Origin of the sequence: Actinoplanes sp. M2I2, assembly GCF_023544445.1 — a bacterium.
Lineage (GTDB): Bacteria > Actinomycetota > Actinomycetes > Mycobacteriales > Micromonosporaceae > Actinoplanes.
Window position 1 is genome coordinate 1 of the sequence record NZ_JALPVJ010000015.1, and the last position, 17724, is coordinate 17724.

Sequence of the window (17724 nt, forward strand, 5' to 3'; positions counted from 1 at the left end):
CAGACCTGTTTCCTTCGCAAGAACTGGTCTATCGATGGCTCCACGCCTATATCCAGCACCGTCCGGTACTCATACTTTTGCCCGTGTCGTACCGAATCAGACACCTCTCCTTGCTGAGATCACGTCAGTGTTGTCGGATCGGTGGAGTAGTTCGGCACCGAAGGTGCGTAAGGGGCCGGACGACATTAGGAGTTCGCCGAATCGTGAACCGGTCGCTCCAAAATTAGCTCAATGGCTGTAGTCGGCTTCAGAAACGTTCCCGTGAAAGTCCAGGAATGCTCGGTCAGAGAGGCGGTCGCGGACACCGTGACCCCATCCTCCAGGTCTACTTCCAATGGCGCGCTGCGCAGCCAGTTCATCCGAGCCTGGATGACGTGGGATCCCGATGGCACCTCGATATCCTCGGACTTCCCCCTTTTAAGTCGAGTAACCAATCTTCCATCGACAAGAAACTTCATTCGCGCAAGCAGGGCGCCAACGTCCAGCGCTCGGACCACCCGGATTACGGGCATCTTCCCAGTCCCTTCATCGCTCATACCGACCTCAACCACTTTGGCGATGCAGCCTCCCATGTAACTGATGGGAATCGCCGTGATGGCGATCGGGAGGGTAGTGCCGCCCCTGACCAAAGCAGACGTACCGCCGATGAAAGCGACCCCGATCGCAGTTCCATTGCCAACTTCAAGACACCCACTGAATTAGCGGCGGCCCCTCTGCGCAACGAGCCTCGTGGCGTGCGATCCGCCACCAGGCTCGCCTGTCTGAAGCACTCCGAGAAGCTAAGTGCTACTGATTCTCCGTTTGGCCATCACCGGATATGCCCTCAGCCCCTTGATGGCTGGCCGAACTGGCACCTTCCGAGCCCGCTACTGCACCTCGGTTCAGCAGCCAAAGTCCGCCGACGTACAGCACAACGACGATCAATGTGCCCAGGATCGACGCGGGCCAGCTGGAGTCAAGGATGTACCTGCTCGAAAGCAGAGCAAGACAGACCAGCAAAACCACACTCAAGGCAAATCTGGTACGCCGTCGATTCATGCCCATATCTTACTCACCTGAAGAGCGGACGCACTCATCGTCAACGTCGACTGCGCCGGCTTCTCAACGAGGTAAGTACCTTGAGGACCACCACGACCAACAGCGCGACCGCGACCATCACGCCGATCAGCTGGAGCGGATTGAGTGCCATTGTGTCAGGGCTCACGACTAGTGCCACAACAACGAAGACAAGTACGACACCGACCGCGATACCAGATTCCGCAAGGGTAGGATTACCTGCCCATGATTGCATCCGCTGTCTCATTGAGTGCTCCTTTGTGGGTGTTGCGGCAACCGCCTTGAGCCGGTCAGTGGCCGATGCGAGCGCCACGCTAGCGTCGCCGAGCGCGGCCTGCAGTTCAGGGCTCGGCTACTCCAGGCCGACGGCGACGGCGGCCTTGATTGCGCGCGAGCCGGCGGCAAGGTCCGTGGTGATTTCGACGAGCTGGCCGATGTCGGCGGCGAGGGCATGGACCTGCTCCAGGACACGTCGCGGCTTGGCCTTTCTGCAACGCGCTCGATGACCGCCATCTCGCATACGGACGCCATTTCTGGCTGCCAACAGCGCCTGCCCAACCGGGGGTAGCATCGGTTTCGAAAATGCAGGGGGTTGAAGGCGGGGCTTTGGCCGGTCGTAGGCGGTCATCGTCGGTGCCCGGATGGTGATGGAACCGGAACTGCCTGATGCCGCTTGCCCGTCGCAGCGGGCAAGCGGCATCAGAGTTTCTATCGCTTTTTCACGTGCGGAACGATCCAGAGAACGACCACCGTGGTAATAATACCGCCAACAATATATGCTGCGATGGGAGGCGCTCCCATCAAGCCAAGCCCCAAGGTCAGGGCGAAGGTGAGTAATGCACCCACCACAACGATGAGGCGCATTTTAGTGGGTGACATAAAGTTCTGACTCCTTTGTACCGGTCAACAGGTCAGTCTTTAATGACTCGACCAGTTGCGTATCCAGCGCCTCCGACTACGCCCAAAAGTCCACCGATGGCAGCGCCGCCGACGCAACCAACCGCAATGGTCGCCAAGCATCCGATACCGCCCCCAAGACCGGCGCCGGCTCCAGCGCCGTTGCCGGCGGTTCCGAGAACATACTCGAAGTCATTTTCTTCCGGAACAAACCCAGTCGGGTCGACGTAGTTGATCAGGTTGGCGCCGGCGTAGGCGTATCGGTTTCCGCGGGCAGGGCTTGCGAGGAAGGTGAGGTTGTCCTGTTGGGTGAAGCGGCCGTGTTCGGCGTGGTACCAGCGGCGGCCGAGTTTGGTGAAGTTGGTGCCGAGGTCGTAGAAGGTGTCCTGGTAGGCGCCGGTGTAGCGGAACGGGTTGTGTTCGGCGCGGACCCCGGTGGATGACAGCACGGCTCCGTAGGGGTCGTAGGTGTAGTTCGCGACGACCGTGGCGGTGGTGTCGATGATGGCCCGGACGGTGCCGAGGCGGTCGCGGAGGCGGCCGTAGACGAGGTCGGCGGTGGCGCGACCGGCACCTTCCCCGACGGCGTCGAGGCGGCCGGTGCCCGAAGGATCAGCCGATGGTTCGGCCGATGCGGGCACCGAGAGATGGTGACGGTTGCGGCGGTGACCGCAACCGTCAGAGGCAGGGACCAGCGTTGTACAGCGCGCGGCATGCGCAGCATGTGCTCTCCAGAGCAGTGGAGCACCGCGACATCGGCGATCATCACGGTTATCGACACGCAAAGTAGCGATCCCGTCGCCCACCGCGCTAGCCGGACAATCGTTCTTGAACCAAAGGGCCTTCATCGTCGCACCAAAGTTCCTGACTTCGGCTGTGCCCTGATCTGCCGGCGCCGCCTCCACCATCCAGAAAATCAGAAGCTCTTAGGGCACGATGGGGCGATGGCGGGCAAGGGCAAGGGCACGGGCGAGGAGCGGGACGGGGTCGCGCTGACGAACCTCGACCAGGAGTTGTACGAGGACGCGGGCGCCACCAAGCGCGACCTGGTCGACTATCTGGACGCGGTGCGCGATCGGATGCTGCCGGTGCTGCACGACCGGCCGCTGTCGGTGATCCGCCTGCTGCGCGGCCAGGACAAGTTCATGCAGAAGAACCTGCCCAAGTACACGCCCGACTGGGTGCCGCGGACGACGGTGTGGGCCGAGGCCTCGCACCGCGAGGTCACCTACGGCCTCTGCAACGACCGCCGGACGTTGCTGTGGTTCGGCAACCAGCGCGCCATCGAGTACCACCCCGCGCTGATGGTCGCCGGTTCGACCCGGCCGACCCATCTGATCATGGATCTGGACCCGCCCGAGGGCGAGCACTTCCGGCTGGCCGTGCAGGCCGCCCGGCTGGTTCGCGAGGCCCTGGCGAGCGCCGGCATGGCGGGGGCGGTCAAGACCAGTGGCTCCAAGGGCGTGCACGTCTTCGTCCCGCTCGACGGCAACGCGGACGCCGAGGAGGTGGCTGCGGCCACCCGGGCGGTGGCCGCCCGGGCCGAGCGCCTCGACCCGGATCTGGCGACGACCGCGTTCATCCGTGACGACCGGCACGGCAAGGTCTTCCTCGACGCGACCCGCTCGGGCGGGGCGACGGTGGTGGCGGCGTTCAGCCCGCGCGTACGGCCCGGCCTGCCCGTGTCGTTCCCGGTGCCCTGGGACGAGCTCGACAACGTCACGCCGGCCGACTTCACCGTGCACACCGCACCGGGCCTGCTGGGTGACGGCGACCCGTGGACAACCGAGATGCCGGCGCCGCAGGCGCTCGACCGGGGGCTGATCGACGAGGGCCGGACGATCCCGGTCGCCCGCGTCCAGGCCATGCACGAGGGCAAGCGCCGGGCCAAGGCCCGCCGCGAGGCCGCCGAGTGACCTACGCGATGTTCCCGGGCGCCGTCAGGGACTAGCGTCCGCGGCATGTCTGGAAAACCGCCGTTCCCGCCGTTCACGCCGGAGACCGCCCGCCAGAAGGTCCAGGCCGCCGAGGACGCGTGGAACACGCGCGACCCCGAGCGGGTGTCGCTGGCCTACACCGAGGACTCGGTGTGGCGCAATCGGGACGCCTTCGTCACCGGGCGCAGCGAGATCGTGAAGTTCCTGGCCGGCAAGTGGGAGCGCGAACTCGACTACGCCCTGCGTAAGAATCTGTGGTCGTTCACGGCGGACCGCATCGCCGTGCGTTTCCAGTACGAGTCGCGCGACGCCGCCGGCCGTTGGTGGCGCAGCTACGGCAACGAGCTGTGGGAGTTCGCCGGCAACGGCCTGATGCGCCGGCGCGAGGCCAGCATCAACGACGTGGCCATCGACGAGAGCGAGCGCCGCATCTTCGGTCCGCGTCCCGAGTCAGAACGCGGCCAGGAGTTCCCGTTGCGCTGATCCGGGACTATCGGCGCACAGCACGGCGGAGCGGTTACCCGCCCCGCCGTGTTCCCCCGTCACGACGCCGGTGGCGCCGTGAGCTCCGCGTGCCGCACCCGGTAGTCGCCGCGCGTCACCGTGGCGAACGCGGCCGGCGCCAGGCAGGTGCCGATCCGCGACGGGCCCCACTGGCCCGCCTCGTTCTGGTCGGCGCTGGCCGACCAGGAGAAGCCGACCCGGTCACGCCCGCGGCCGTCGTCCTGCACGCTGAAGCCGACCCGCTTGCCCATGAAGTGGGCGGCCGAGGGGTCGGCCCGGGTGACGACGGCGGTCAGCGTCGCGTGCCCGGGGCTGGTGATCAGGCAGTCGACCGCCGCCTCGAAACGCACGGTCAGGTTCTCCGACGCCACCCGGTGGGTGATCCGGACCGTCCCGGTCGCGTCCGCGGGTCCCCCGTTCTCCCCGCCCTGGACCGGGATCGGACGGCTGTAGGGCGCGGCCCGGGCGTCGAAGGCGAACGAGCGTACGTCGTCGTCCTGCCCGTACGGGAGGACGAACTCGGCCGATCCGGTCACCCGCGCCGGTCCGTGGTCGCCGGCCACGGCGGGCGCCGCCGTCGCGGTGACGAGCACGGCCGCCGCGGCGATGCCCCATCCGAAGGTCTTGCGCATGGCTTCTCCCCTCGCCGGGCCGCGGTGCCGCGGCCCTGTGCTGTCCACACTCGACGCCGGGGCGGCGGAATCGATCCCCCACGCGGGGGAGATCGCTCCCCCGGCTGTGGGAACGGCTCAGCCCCCGGGGTGGGAGATGCCTTGCCGGTGACCGCGTCGACCACGGAGGCGGGGACAAGACCTCCTCGCGGTCTCGCAAGGGTGCATCGGGTGACGAGGTGGTGCCAGGACGGCATCTGGGTGCGGCTTCCTCTCCTACGATGGCCTCGTGGGTGGCCCGTTGCCGCGATGGTGTGATGACACGTGCTCGGTGTGCCCGGCGCAGGAGCTCGGGCCGGGCCGCTTCGATGTGGTGGCTCGGCCGGGGCGGGAGCTGGCGTATCGGCCTGAGGTGGGGTGGCGGGTCGGGCCGGACGGTACGGCGGTGTGTGTGCACCCGTACCGGGTGGGGATGCCGCCGGGACGCTATGCCTCCGCCGGGACGCCGGTGCCGTCGACAACGACCTGGACGCTTCCGGCGCCCACGGCGGAGGCCCTGGAGCTGCCGGAGCACCTGGACGACCTGGAAGGCTGGTTGGTCGCGGTGCTGCGGACGGCGGCCCCGGACGAGATTTTCGGTGCGGTGGCGCGGGCCGAGCGTCAGGCGGGTGAGCGGTTCGCACCCGGCGCGGTGGTGTCGGCGCTGCGGCGGGTGCTGTCGCGTGAGCTCGCTCGACGCTAGGCGGGGTCGCCGGCCACAGCCAGTCCCCTGACATCGATGTCACAGGCTGAGTGCTGGAGGCTCGATCGACCCTTGCCCCTTCAGAGATTTACCGGTAACGATGTGTTGCGCACGTTTCGGGGATGATCGAAGGAGGGCGGATGCGCCGACCACGATGGCTCGTCGCGGCAGTGCCTTTCGCAGTCTTGGGGGCAATGCTGATGGGGACGCCGGCGCACGCGGCCGAGGCCGACTTCGCGTCCTCGTTCGAGACCGGTCAGCCGCAGCCTGGGTGGACCGACACCAGCGAGCGGGCCGACGGCGTGGACGGCACGGTGACGGCCGGCCTGCCGGGCAGCCTCCGTGGCCGGGTCACCGCGATCGCGGTCAACGCCGAGCCCAACGGCAACGAGGGCGGCGCCAACCTCAACGACGGCGACGCCGCGACCAAGTGGCTGGTCGACACGCCCACCAGCTGGGCCCGGTACACGCTCGACGCCCCGGCCGAGGTCGTCACGTATGCCCTGACCAGCGCGAACGACGCGCCCGAGCGTGACCCGCGCGACTGGACGCTGGAGGGCTCGGCTGACGGCGCTGCCTGGACCACCGTCGACACCCGCGGCGGGGAGACCTTCGACGAACGGTTCCAGACGAAGACGTACGAGGTGGCCGACCCGGGCAGCTTCCCGATCTACCGCCTGAACATCTCGGCGCACGGCAGCGGCAACCTCACCCAGCTGGCCGATCTCGAGCTCGCCGACGCGAACACCACCCCGCCGTCGTCCGGGCCGATGCAGAGCCGGGTGGGCGCCGGTCCGGCCGGCTCGCCGACCGCCAAGGCCAACGTGGGCTACACGGGCCTCAAGGCGTTCCAGATCGCCGGGCGCCACCCGGGTGAGGGGCGCGGGTACGCGTACAACAAGGTCTTCGACGTCGATCTCGAGGTGGCCGACGACACCGAGCTCTCCTACCTGGTTTTCCCCGAGTTCAACCGCACCGATCCGAGCGATCCGGCCACGTACACAGCGGTCGATCTGGCCTTCACCGACGGGACCTATCTGTCCGACCTGAAGGCCACGGATCAGCACGGCGTCGTCGTCAGCCCGGCGGCGCAGGGCGCGTCCAAGACGCTCTACACCGGACAGTGGAACCTCAAGAAGGCCCGCATCGGCGCGGTGGCCGAGGGCAAGACCATCGACCGCATCCTGGTCGGCTATGACAAGCCGCAGGGGCCCGCGACGTTCCGGGCCTGGTTCGACGACATCACGATCAGCCGGGTCGCGCCGGCCCAGCCGCGGGCCACTCTGGCCGAGTACGTGGACACGCGCCGCGGCACGCAGTCGTCCAGCGAGTTCTCGCGGGGCAACAACTTCCCCGCGACCGCCGTCCCGCACGGCTTCAACTTCTGGACGCCGGTGACCGACGCCGGCTCGACGAGCTGGCTCTACCAGTGGTCGCGGCAGAACAACGCCGGCAACAAGCCGACGATCCAGGCGTTCTCCACCAGCCACCAGCCCAGTCCGTGGATGGGTGACCGCCAGACGTTCCAGGTGATGCCCTCGACCGGCCTCGACCCGTCGCGTACGGCCCGGGCGTTGGCCTTCTCGCACGACAACGAGGTGGCCAAGCCGTACTACTACGGTGTCACGTTCGACAACGGGCTCAAGACCGAGCTCGCGCCGACCGACCACGCCGCCCTCTACCGGTTCACCTTCCCGGGCGACGGCGGCAACCTGATCCTCGACAACGTCAACGACAACGCGGGCCTGACCATCGACGCGGCGAACCGGTCCGTCAGCGGCTGGTCCGATGTGAACAGTGGCGGACTCTCGGCCGGCTGGACCCGCATGTTCGTCTACGCCACGTTCGACAGCGCGGTGACCGCGAGCGGCTCGCTGGCCTCGGGCAACCGGCCGTCCACCGGCTATGTGAGCTTCGGCGAGAAGACCGTGACGATGCGGATCGCCACCTCGCTGATCAGCGTCGCGCAGGCCGAGCACAACCTCGACCTCGAGATCGCCGCCGACGCCTCGCTCGAAACGGTGCGGGACAAGGCGCAGCGGCTCTGGGACGACAGGATGCACACCGTCGAGGTCGAGGGCGCGTCCGAGGACCAGCTCACCACGCTCTACTCGAACCTCTACCGCCTGTTCCTCTACCCCAACTCGGCGTACGAGAACACGGGCACCACCGACGCGCCGGTCTACAAGCACACCGTGCAGTCGGCCGTGACCAGCCCGGCCAGCACGCCCACCGAGACCGGGGCGCCGGTCAAGGACGGCAAGGTGTACGTCAACAACGGCTTCTGGGACACGTACCGCACGACCTGGCCGGCGTACTCGCTGCTGACGCCGAAGACCGCGGGCGAGATGGTCGACGGGTTCGTCCAGCAGTACCGCGACGGCGGCTGGATCTCGCGCTGGTCGTCGCCGGGCTACGCCAACCTGATGGTGGGCACCAGCTCGGATGTCGCGTTCGCCGACGCGTACCGCAAGGGGGTGAAGGGTTTCGACGCCGAGGAGGCTTATGCCGCCGCCGTGAAGAACGCGACGGTCACCCCGCCCAACCAGAACGTCGGCCGCAAGGGCCTGGCCAGTTCGATCTTCAAGGGTTACACGCCCAGCGACGCCACCGGCGAGGCGATGAGCTGGGCGATGGACGGCTACATCAACGACTTCGGCATCGGCGAGATGGCGGCGGCCCTGGCCGAGGAGACCGGTGAGAAGCGGTACGCCGAGGAGGCCGAGTACTTCCGCAACCGGGCTCTCAACTACGTGAACATGTTCGACAAGTCCGTCGGTTTCTTCCAGGGCAAGAACGCGGCCGGCGCGTGGCGTCAGACGCCCGCAAACTACGACCCGCGGGTGTGGGGCTTCGACTACACCGAGACCAACGGCTGGAACATGGCCTTCCACGTGCCGCAGGACGGGCAGGGCCTGGCCAACCTGTACGGCGGCCGGGCCGGGCTGGGCCAGAAGCTCGACGAGTTCTTCGCGACGCCCGAGACGGCGACGTTCCCCGGCTCCTACGGCGGGACGATCCACGAGATGCTCGAGGCGCGGGACGTGCGGATGGGCCAGTACGGCCACAGCAACCAGCCCTCGCACCACATCATCTACATGTACGACTACGCCGGTCAGCCGCACAAGGCGCAGAAGCTGGCCCGGGAGGCGCTGTCGCGGCTGTACCTGGGCAGCGAGATCGGCCAGGGCTACCCCGGCGACGAGGACAACGGCGAGATGTCGGCGTGGCAGATCTTCTCGGCGCTGGGCTTCTATCCGTTGCAGATGGGCAGCCCGGCCTACGCGGTCGGGTCGCCGCTGTTCACCAAGGCCACGGTCAACCTCGAGAACGGCAAGCAGATCGTCGTCAACGCGCCGTCGAACTCGGCCGCGAACGTCTACGTCCAGAGCCTCGAGATCAATGGCCAGGCGTACGGATCCACGTCCATCCCGCACTCGGTGCTGGCCGACGGGGCGACGCTGGACTTCGCGATGGGGCCGGACCCGTCGTCGTGGGGCGCGGACTCGCCGCCGCCCTCGCTGACCGAGGGCACCGCACCGGCCGAGCCGCTGCGCGACCTCACCGGGCCGGGCGGAACAGCCTCGGCGCCGGCGCTGGTCGACGACACGACGGCCACCCGGGCCACGGTCGACGGCACGTTCACCTACGAGTTCGGCCCGGCATCCGGCTCGGCGTCCGGCTCGGCATCCGGCGAGGAGGTCACGCACTACACGCTGACCTCGGCCTACACCGCCGGGGCGGACCCGTCGTCGTGGACCGTGCGCGGCTCCTCCGACGGCGCCACGTGGACGACGATCGACTCGCGGACGGAGGAGAAGTTCGACTGGCGTCTGCAGACCCGGCCGTTCAAGGTCGCGTCCCCGGGGCGGTACCGGTTCTACTCGGTCTCGTTCGGCGGCCCGGTGGGGCTGGCCGAGGTCGAACTGCTCGGCCGACCGGCCCGGTGAACGCAGCTGTGACGTGCCCTAGGGTCGGGGTGTGACCGTCGAGCTGAGCCGTACGGAGGCCCGCCGCATCGCCGTGCGGGCCCAGTTGCTCGACCGCCACCGGCCCGCCGATCTGTACGAGACGGTCAGCCGGTTGACGTTCCTGCAGTACGACCAGACGGCCGCCGTGGCGCCCAACGCGGACCTCGTGGCGTGGAGCCGGCTGGGTTCGTCGTACCGTCCGGCCGAGCTGGCCGAGGGTCTCGCCGACCGGACGTACGTGGAGCTGCGCGGGCTGATCCGGCCGATGGACGACATCCCGCTGTTCCGCGCCGACATGGCGGCCTGGTCGGCGCCCGACTCGCAGTTCGGCATGCCGGCGGCCCAGCACTGGGTCGAGGCGAACGACCGGTTCCGGCGCGACGTGCTGGCCCTGCTCGACGTCGACGGGCCGGTGCCGCAGTCGTCGATCCCGGACACCGCACAGGTGCCGTGGGACTCGTCCGGCTGGAACAACAACCGCAACGTCGGCATGATGCTGGAGTGCCTGATCGTGCGGGGCGAGGTGGCCGTGGCCGACCGGGACGGCCGCGAGCGCCTGTTCGACCTGGGCCGGCGGGTCTATCCCGACGAGGTGGTGCCCCACGAGGAGGCGCTGCGGATCCGCGCCGAACGGCTGCTGCGGTCGCTCGGCCTGGTCCGCAAGGTCAGCCCCGCGGTCGGCGAACCGGCCGTCATCGAGGGTGTCCGCGGCACCTGGCGGGTCGATCCGTCCTTTCTCGACGGGCCGTTCGAGGGGCGTACGGCGTTGCTCTCCCCGCTCGACCGGCTGATCTTCGACCGCAAGCGGATGGCCGACCTCTTCGCGTTCGACTACAACCTGGAGATGTACAAGCCGGCGGCCAAACGGCGCTGGGGCTATTACGCGCTGCCGATCCTCAGCGGCGACCGCCTGATCGGCAAGCTCGACGCCACCGCCGACCGCAAGCAAGGCGTCCTGCGGGTCGACGCGATCCACGAGGACACCCCGTTCGACGCCGCGACGTCCACCGCGGTGCACGCCGAGATCCACGACCTGGCCCGCTGGCTGCACCTGGGCCTGGACCTCCCCGCCTGACCCCTCAACGCCCGTCCAGGCCTATCCCCAGCCAGATGTCGGCGCCGTCGGCGTCGGGGTGGGCGCGGAAGTACGCGACGACCTGGTCGGGGCTGAGGCCGCCGTCGCGCATCGCGGCCTGGAGCAGCTCGTCCGGGAGGCCGGGCACGAACACCGGGCCGGGGTCGGGCTCGAACGACTCGGCCGGCAGGTCGGCCGGCATCGGCGGCGACTCGAGCGGGGGCATCGGGCCCAGGCCGAGGCGTTCGCGGGCCAGGCCGAGCAGGTCTCGGATCTCGCCGGCGGCCCGGGCGGGCAGGGCGTCCCGTGCGATGGCGGAGAACGGGCCGGGGTCACGGGCGACCTGCACCCGGATCCGCTTGCGGCCGCGCTTGACCGTCGCCTCCGGTGCGCTGTCCGGGTCGAGCAGCAACGACAGCTCGCACACCGGCACCCCGGCGGGCTCCCACCACTGTCGCCAGGCGTCGTCGGCGGCGACCGCGTCGACGACCGCGTGCAGCAAGACGACATACGCGTGCGGCGGCCCGTCCGGCCCGGACGAGCCGAACTCCAGCTCGAGCCAGGACGGCGTGACGGCGACCGGGTCGTGCTCGGACTCCGGCGCCGGCTCGCCCCACGCCGCGGTGTTGCTGCCCGTCTCGTAGCTCACCGGCGTCTCGTGCTCCCACAGCAGGCCGGTTGCCTGCTCATAGGCGCGTTCGGCCACGGTGAGCAGCAGCTCGGCCTCGTCGCCGGCATATCCGCGCAGTGCGGCCGGTTTGCCCAGCACGCGCTCGTAAGCCTTTCGCCCGGCGGTCACGACCACGCACCGGATGTAGAGGAACGAGTCGTCGCCGACCGAGCCCACGGCGGCGAAGTGCGCGGGCGTGTCGAGCGCCCACAGCGCCGCGGCCAGCCGGTCGGCGAAGCCGGTGATGTCGGCCTCGGGACGCTCGGCCAGGGCGGCCGTCAACCGGTCGAAATACCCGTCGTCGGCCCGCCGGCCCGGGGTCGCCACCAACCGCCAGAACTCGTTCTCACTCAGCACGGCTCGGACCCTACTGAGGGGCTACGACGATCCGACGGACAAAAAGGCTCAGGGCGTGCCGGAGGCTCGGAGCTCGAGGGCGGTCCGGGGCTTGAGGAAGGTGCCCGTGAAGGTGATGGAGTGTTCGGTGAAAGCGCCCGTCACCGACACCGGCAGATCGTCGGTCACCTCGACTTCCAGGGGCCGGCTGCGCTGCCGGTCCATGCGCGCCTGCACCACGTGCGGGCCGGCCGCCACCTCGAGGCGGGCGGTCGTGCCGCGCTTCAGGGCGGCCGCGGGACTACCGTCGACCAGGAATGTCATGCGGCTCAGGACACCGCCCACGTCCTCGGCGCGGCTCACCTCGAGCCAGGGCACGTCGGTGCCTCCCTCCGGTGATGACGGACAACCGCGATGCCGCCTTACCCCGTACGCTCGGTGCGGAATCGGCAGAGACGGACGCGAATGGGGGCTCCCGTGGCTGAGGTGGCGCTGCGGCCGGTGGAGGAATCCGACTTCAACGCCCTGTTCGAGCAGATGCGTGACCCCGAGTCGCTCCGGATGGCGGCCTTCGTCGCCGAGGACCCGGACGACCGTGCCGCGTTCGAGGCGCACCTGACCAGGAACCTCGCGTCGCCCGGCGTGTTCCACCGCGCGGTCACGCTCGACGGGCGCCTGGTCGGCACGGTGGCCGCCTTCGTCGTCGACGGCGACACCGAGGTCACGTACTGGATCGACCGGCCGTTCTGGGGCCGCGGCATCGCGAGCCGGGCGCTCGCCCTGCTGCTCGAGGCGGTCCCGGCGCGGCCGTTGTTCGCGCGGGCCGCGAGTGACAACGCGCGGTCGATCGCGGTGCTGCGCCGGGCCGGATTCGAGATCATCGGCACCGACGTGGGGTTCGCCAACGGGCGGCGGGCCGAGATCGAGGAGACGATCCTGCGGACGCCGGCATGATCATGAACATCACGCCGCTGATCGACCCGGCCCACCGGTCGTCCGGCCGCCGGCTGGCGTGGGTCGCGGCCGGCCTGGACTGGCGTCCGCTCGGCACCGCCTACCTGTGGATCCCGGTCGCCGGGGATGCGGCGGAGCTCGAACTCCACGTGCACCCGGCCGAGCGCCGCGCCGGGGTCGGGAGCCAGCTGCTCCAGGCGGCCACCGACGCCGCCGCCGAGCAGGGCCTGCGGAGCCTGCGTACCGAAGCGGTCGCGCAAGCCTCGGACGGCGAGCGCTTCTGCGTGGCGCGCGGGTTGCGACCGGTCCTGGCCCTGACCTATACGCGGCTGGCGTTGACCGGCGAGCGGCCGGGTCATCGGCCCGTGCCCGGCTATCGATTGATCCACTGGGACGGCACGGTCCCGGACGCGTGGGCCGAGACCTTCGCCCGGTCGCGGCGGGCGATGGACGACATGCCCATGGGGGAGGCGGCCCCCGCCCCGCAGTCGTGGGACGTCGAACGGCTGCACGCGATCGCCGCGGCCGTCGCCGAGCGCGGCGAGCTCCTGTGCACCACCGCCGTGGTCGCCCCCGACGGGGAGATCGCCGGCTTCACCGAACTGGTGCTGCCCAGCGACGGCCTGGGCGAGGGACAGCACTACGGCACCGGCGTGCTGCCCGCCCACCGCGGCCGCGATCTGGCCTGCTGGATGAAGGCCGAGCAGATCGGCCGCATCCGTGACCGTTTCCCCCGCCTCGCCGGGCTGCTCGCCGACACCGCCGACGACAACACGGCGATGCGGCGGATCAACGACTCCCTCGGCTACCGGCCGACGCACCGCAGCGCCCAGTACGGGCGCAGCCTCAGTCGAACCTAGGTTCGCTCGTACGGGTTCGCTTCAGCTCGAAGAAGTCGGGGTAGCCGGCCATCGCCACGGCGCCGTCGAAGACCTTCAGGGCCTGCTCGCCGCGCGGGATGCTGGTGAGCACCGGTCCGAAGAAGGCGACGCCGTCGATGTGGATCGTCGGGGTGCCGACGTCGTCGCCGACCGGGTCCATGCCCTCGTGGTGACTCTTGCGCAGAGCCTCGTCGTACGCGGTGCTCGTGGCCGCCTCGGCCAGCTCGGCGGGCAGGCCGACCTCGGCCAGGGCCTCGGCGACGACGGCCGGGAAGTCGCTGTTGGCCTGGTTGTGGATGCGGGTGCCCAGCGCGGTGTAGAGGTCGCGGAGGACACCGTCGCCGTGCTGCTGAGCGGCGGCGGTGACCACGCGGACCGTGCCGAGCGAACGGTTCACCCGATCGCGATACCAGTCGTCGAGCTCACGGTTCTCGTTCAGGACATAGAGGCTCATCACGTGGAAGCGCAGATCGAGGTCGCGCTGCTTCTCGACCTCGAGGATCCAGCGGGAGGTGATCCAGGCGAACGGGCAGGCCGGATCGAAGTAGAAGTCAACTTTCGTCACCGGTCCACGGTACGTAGTGATCCCCGTACGCGGCAGGCCCATCCCAGTGATCGGCCGGCGCTACGCCGGGACCACGACGACCTTGCCGGGCACGCTGCGGGTCTCGGCCAGGGTCATCGCCTCGGCTATCCGGGCCAGAGGCACCCGGGCGGCCACGTGTGCGGTGATCCGGCCCTCGGCCAGCAGCGACAGCACGGTGGTCAGGTCTTCCCGCGTACGCTGCTGGAAGGCCGCGAGGTCACGCCGGCCCGACCACAGGTCGTAGAACGACGCCCGCTTGCCATTGGGCAGGATGTTCCACAGACCGAGGCGGGCCAGGGTCAGCACGAACTCGGGCACCATCGGGCCGGACTGGTGCGCCGCGATCGAATAGCTGACCAGGGCGCCACCGGGAGCCAGCAGGCGCCAGGCGCGGCGCAGGTGCTCGCCGCCGAGGTTGTCGAAGGCCGCGTCCACGCCGTTCGGGGCGAGCTCGCGGATCCGCTCGGCGAGATGGGGATCGGCGTGGTCGAGCGGGAGGACGCCGAGCGCGCGCAGGGCGTCGTGGTGGCGCGGGTTGGCGGTGCCGATGACCCGGATGCCGTCGAGCCGAGCGAGCTGGGCCAGGGTGATCCCGACCCCGCCGTTGGCGCCGTGCAGGAGGATCGTCTGCCCGGGGCGGACGCGGGCCGTGCGGTGCAGCATCTGCCAGGCGGTGACCCCGTTGACGACCAGGGTCTCGGCGTCACCCGGGTCGAGGCCGTCCGGGACGGCGACGAGGTCGCCGGCGGGCAGCAGGATGTGGGTGGCCCAGCCACCGGTCTTGGTCATCGCCGCGACGCGCCGGCCGACCAGAGCGTTGTCCACGCCGTCGCCGACGCTGTGGACGACTCCGACCACGTCGTAGCCGGGCACGAAGGGGAACTTCGGCTGGCCGGGGTAGCGGCCGCGGCGCATGGCCTGCTCGGCGAACGAGACCCCGCTGGCCTCGACGACGACCAGGGCCTGCCCCGGGGCGGCCGGGGGCAGCTCCCGGGTGCGGATCAGCAGGCCGCCCGGCTCGACGATGCCGGGCAGGACAACTTCGGTGGCTTCCATGGCACGCTCTCCGCTCTTTATGTGTACAGCCGTTAACTTACACACTAAGCAAACGACTGTAAACACATCAGGAGCGGCCGGTTTCCGGGAGGGCGGCGAACCAGCGTTCGACCTCGGCCGGCGAGCGCAGCAGCACGGTCTCCGGGAGAGCCGGGTCGGCGTGCCACCGCCGCAGCCGCGCGCGTTTGCGGGAGAACGACTTCACGTGGAGATACAGGAGGGCGTCGCGGGCGAAGAAGGTGTTGCGCCAGGTCTCGTAGTTGCCGTTGCAGATGGGTGTGCGGTGGACGATCCGGCTGAGCGAGCGGCGCAGCAGCCGCAGCCAGGACACCCGGCGCGGCAGGTCGAGGCCGACGACCAGGTCGGCCCGCTCGAGCACCAGATCGACCCACATCGCGTAACCGTTGTCGATCACCCAGGTGTCGCCGGCCAGCAGGTCGCGTACGAGGTCACGCTGCTCGGGCTCGGACCGGGCGACCCAGCCGGGCTTCCAGGTGAGGTCGTCGATCGAGTGGTAGGGCAGGCCCAGCCGCTCGCCGACCCGCGCGGCCAGCGTCGACTTGCCGGAGCCGGCCACCCCGTAGATCAGGATCCGCCGCATGGCCGTCACGATAACGGCCCGGCCAGGCCCTCCTCGAACGCGACGATCACCAGCTGGACCCGGTCGCGGACGCCCAGCTTGGCGATCGCCCGGGTGATGTGGGTCTTGGCGGTCAGCGGGCTGATCACCAGCTCCCGGGCGATGTCGTCATTGGACAGACCGGTCGCGACGAGCCGCACCACCTCGCGTTCCCGCTCGGTCAGCGCGGCCAGCCGGTCACCCCGCGGCGAGGCGACCGGCCGGTGCGCGAACTGGCCCACCACCCGCCGGGTGACGCTGGGCGAGAGCAGTGCGTCGCCGGCGGCCACCACCCGCACCGCCTGGCGCAGGCCGTCCGGCCCGATCTCCTTGGTCAGGAAGCCGCTGGCCCCGGCCGCGAGCGCCGCGAAGACGTACTCGTCGGTCTCGAACGTCGTCAGGATGATCACCCGGGTGTCCGGCGCGAACGCCAGGATCTCGCGGGTCGCCGCGATGCCGTCCAGGCCGGGCATCCGGATGTCCATGAGGATGACGTCGGGCCGCAGCGCGCGGGCGGTGCGCACGGCCTCGTCGCCGGTGGACGCCTCGCCGACGACCTGGATCTGCTTGTCGCGGCGCAGCAGGCTGCGGAATCCCGCGCGTACCAGGTGCTGGTCGTCGGCGAGCAAGACGTTGATCATTCGCGCTCCAGGTAGGGGATGGTCGCCCGTACGGTGAAACCGGTCCGGCCGGCGCCGGTGGTGAGCGCCCCGCCCAGCGCGGCCACCCGCTCGCGCATGCCGGCGATGCCGTTGCCGTCGACGACCTGCTCGGGCGCCGTGCCGTCGTCCTGCACGTCGACCACCGCGCTCGTCGGTGAATAGCGCAGCGTCACCACGACCCGGGTCGCGCCCGCGTGCCGCACCGCGTTGGTCAGCGATTCCTGCACCACGCGGTAGATCGCGGTGGCGACCGCCGCGGGCACGTCCGACCGCTCGCCGAACTCGTTGACCGACACCGCCGGCCCGGCAGCCCGCACCTGATCGGCCAGCCGTTCCAACCCGTCCAGCCCGTCGGCCGGCTCGGCGATCCCCGGCGCCCCGCCGTCGCGCAACACGTCCACGAGCGACTTCAGATCGGTCATGGCCCGACCCCGTACGTCCTGAGCCAGCCGCAGCGACGAGCGGGCCTCCTCGGGATCGGTGTCGAAGGCGTCCAGCGCGACGTTGAGGTGCACCCCCACCACGGCGAGCGTGTGCGACACGACGTCGTGCAGGTCGCGGGCGATCCCGACCCGTTCCTCGGCCCGCCGGCGCCGGGCGTCCAGCTCGCGCTCGTGCTGGTCCTGCTCGAGGCGCAGTGCCATCTCGCGCTGCCAGCGGCGGGTGTTCAGATAGGCGGTCGTCGCGGCGAGCAACGCGGCCAGCCACAGCGCGTCCCCGCCGACGTGCGCGAACGTCCACTCGGCACCGTGCTCGCCGGACTGGACGAAGGCGTCCCAGCCGGCCCCGTAGAGCAGCGCCGTGACCCCCGCGACCAGCGCGAACCGCAGCCTCCCGGCCAGCACGGCGGCGACGAAGGCGGCACTGGCCGGCCACACCCAGCCCGACCCGACCAGGTCGGCGCCGCGCATGGCCGCGACCACCGAGAGCGAGAAGACCAGCACCGTACGGGGGAAGCGCTGGGCGAAGAAGGCGGCGGCGGCCAGCCAGAAGGCCAGCGTGAGAGTCATGACGGTCTGCACGTTGCCGCCGGTGACCGCAAGACCGGCGGGAACGCCGACGAGGGTGACCGCGGGAGCAAGGAGTCTGTTCATGCCCCGGACGCTAGGGCCGGCCAGCGGGGTGGCACGTCGTCCCTCGACGGACACTTCCACCGACGCCTCCCGA

General features: G+C 69.9%; 17 protein-coding genes and 1 pseudogene. 7 read left to right on the top strand and 11 right to left on the bottom strand.

The features are described 5' to 3' along the window. Positions 1–1078: 1078 nt before the first annotated feature. The 3 genes from HJC40_RS28660 to HJC40_RS28670 form a co-directional block, all read right to left on the bottom strand. The gene (locus HJC40_RS28660; RefSeq protein WP_250005731.1) at positions 1079–1303 is read right to left on the bottom strand and encodes a hypothetical protein; all 225 of its coding nucleotides are present in this window, start codon (positions 1301–1303) and stop codon (positions 1079–1081) included. Positions 1304–1408: 105 nt separating this feature from the next. Then, positions 1409–1684: a hypothetical protein gene (locus tag HJC40_RS28665; protein ID WP_250005733.1), complete on the bottom strand. Its 276-nt coding sequence runs from the start codon at positions 1682–1684 to the stop codon at positions 1409–1411. Positions 1685–1967: 283 nt separating this feature from the next. Further along, positions 1968–2594 carry an RHS repeat-associated core domain-containing protein gene (locus HJC40_RS28670; RefSeq protein ID WP_250005735.1) on the bottom strand — a complete coding sequence of 209 codons (627 nt, stop codon included), beginning with the start codon at positions 2592–2594 and terminating at the stop codon, positions 1968–1970. Between the two features lie 303 nt (positions 2595–2897). Here HJC40_RS28670 and ligD point away from each other — a divergent pair, with 303 nt between their 5' ends. Both ligD and HJC40_RS28680 read left to right on the top strand, forming a co-directional pair. Next, entirely contained in the window at positions 2898–3869 is a 972-nt protein-coding gene (ligD, locus tag HJC40_RS28675) for a non-homologous end-joining DNA ligase (protein WP_250005736.1), read from the top strand. Between the two features lie 45 nt (positions 3870–3914). Next, positions 3915–4373 (top strand): nuclear transport factor 2 family protein, encoded by a 459-nt coding sequence (locus tag HJC40_RS28680; RefSeq protein ID WP_250005737.1) that lies wholly within the window; start codon positions 3915–3917, stop codon positions 4371–4373. 59 nt (positions 4374–4432) lie between these two features. Here the strand turns inward: HJC40_RS28680 and HJC40_RS28685 are convergent, their stop codons facing one another. Beyond that, positions 4433–5026 (bottom strand): hypothetical protein, encoded by a 594-nt coding sequence (locus HJC40_RS28685; RefSeq protein WP_250005738.1) that lies wholly within the window; start codon positions 5024–5026, stop codon positions 4433–4435. A 268-nt stretch (positions 5027–5294) separates the two neighbouring features. On the opposite strand from HJC40_RS28685, the gene HJC40_RS46280 reads away from it, so the two are divergent. From HJC40_RS46280 to HJC40_RS28700, 3 genes and pseudogenes are all read left to right on the top strand, one after another. Continuing rightward, positions 5295–5747: a hypothetical protein gene (locus HJC40_RS46280; RefSeq protein WP_308200956.1), complete on the top strand. Its 453-nt coding sequence runs from the start codon at positions 5295–5297 to the stop codon at positions 5745–5747. A 140-nt stretch (positions 5748–5887) separates the two neighbouring features. After that, positions 5888–9679: pseudogene (locus HJC40_RS28695) on the top strand (GH92 family glycosyl hydrolase); the annotation flags it as partial. A gap of 49 nt (positions 9680–9728) precedes the next feature. Next, positions 9729–10793: a DNA glycosylase AlkZ-like family protein gene (locus HJC40_RS28700; RefSeq protein ID WP_250005741.1), complete on the top strand. Its 1065-nt coding sequence runs from the start codon at positions 9729–9731 to the stop codon at positions 10791–10793. Between the two features lie 4 nt (positions 10794–10797). Here the strand turns inward: HJC40_RS28700 and HJC40_RS28705 are convergent, their stop codons facing one another. Both HJC40_RS28705 and HJC40_RS28710 read right to left on the bottom strand, forming a co-directional pair. Next, positions 10798–11820 (bottom strand): DUF4240 domain-containing protein, encoded by a 1023-nt coding sequence (locus HJC40_RS28705; protein WP_250005742.1) that lies wholly within the window; start codon positions 11818–11820, stop codon positions 10798–10800. A gap of 48 nt (positions 11821–11868) precedes the next feature. Continuing rightward, the gene (locus HJC40_RS28710; protein ID WP_250005744.1) at positions 11869–12177 is read right to left on the bottom strand and encodes a hypothetical protein; all 309 of its coding nucleotides are present in this window, start codon (positions 12175–12177) and stop codon (positions 11869–11871) included. Positions 12178–12276: 99 nt separating this feature from the next. Here HJC40_RS28710 and HJC40_RS28715 point away from each other — a divergent pair, with 99 nt between their 5' ends. Next, a complete protein-coding gene (locus tag HJC40_RS28715) occupies positions 12277–12753 on the top strand; it encodes a GNAT family N-acetyltransferase (RefSeq protein WP_250005746.1) in 477 nt (158 codons plus the stop codon). Continuing rightward, positions 12750–13613: a GNAT family N-acetyltransferase gene (locus HJC40_RS28720; protein WP_250005748.1), complete on the top strand. Its 864-nt coding sequence runs from the start codon at positions 12750–12752 to the stop codon at positions 13611–13613. Before HJC40_RS28715 ends, HJC40_RS28720 begins: the two co-directional genes overlap by 4 nt. Here the strand turns inward: HJC40_RS28720 and HJC40_RS28725 are convergent. The 5 genes from HJC40_RS28725 to HJC40_RS28745 all read right to left on the bottom strand — a co-directional run bounded on the left by HJC40_RS28725 (position 13600) and on the right by HJC40_RS28745 (position 17651). After that, the gene (locus tag HJC40_RS28725; RefSeq protein ID WP_374272973.1) at positions 13600–14241 is read right to left on the bottom strand and encodes a DsbA family protein; all 642 of its coding nucleotides are present in this window, start codon (positions 14239–14241) and stop codon (positions 13600–13602) included. The two genes, HJC40_RS28720 and HJC40_RS28725, sit on opposite strands and share 14 nt — an antisense overlap. Positions 14242–14259: 18 nt before the next feature. Then, entirely contained in the window at positions 14260–15276 is a 1017-nt protein-coding gene (locus HJC40_RS28730; RefSeq protein ID WP_250005752.1) for a medium chain dehydrogenase/reductase family protein, read from the bottom strand. 67 nt (positions 15277–15343) lie between these two features. After that, positions 15344–15877 (bottom strand): adenylate kinase, encoded by a 534-nt coding sequence (locus tag HJC40_RS28735; protein WP_250005754.1) that lies wholly within the window; start codon positions 15875–15877, stop codon positions 15344–15346. Positions 15878–15882: 5 nt separating this feature from the next. After that, positions 15883–16536 (bottom strand): response regulator transcription factor, encoded by a 654-nt coding sequence (locus HJC40_RS28740; RefSeq protein WP_250005756.1) that lies wholly within the window; start codon positions 16534–16536, stop codon positions 15883–15885. Continuing rightward, positions 16533–17651: a sensor histidine kinase gene (locus HJC40_RS28745; protein ID WP_250005758.1), complete on the bottom strand. Its 1119-nt coding sequence runs from the start codon at positions 17649–17651 to the stop codon at positions 16533–16535. Before HJC40_RS28745 ends, HJC40_RS28740 begins: the two co-directional genes overlap by 4 nt. Positions 17652–17724 lie beyond the last annotated feature (73 nt).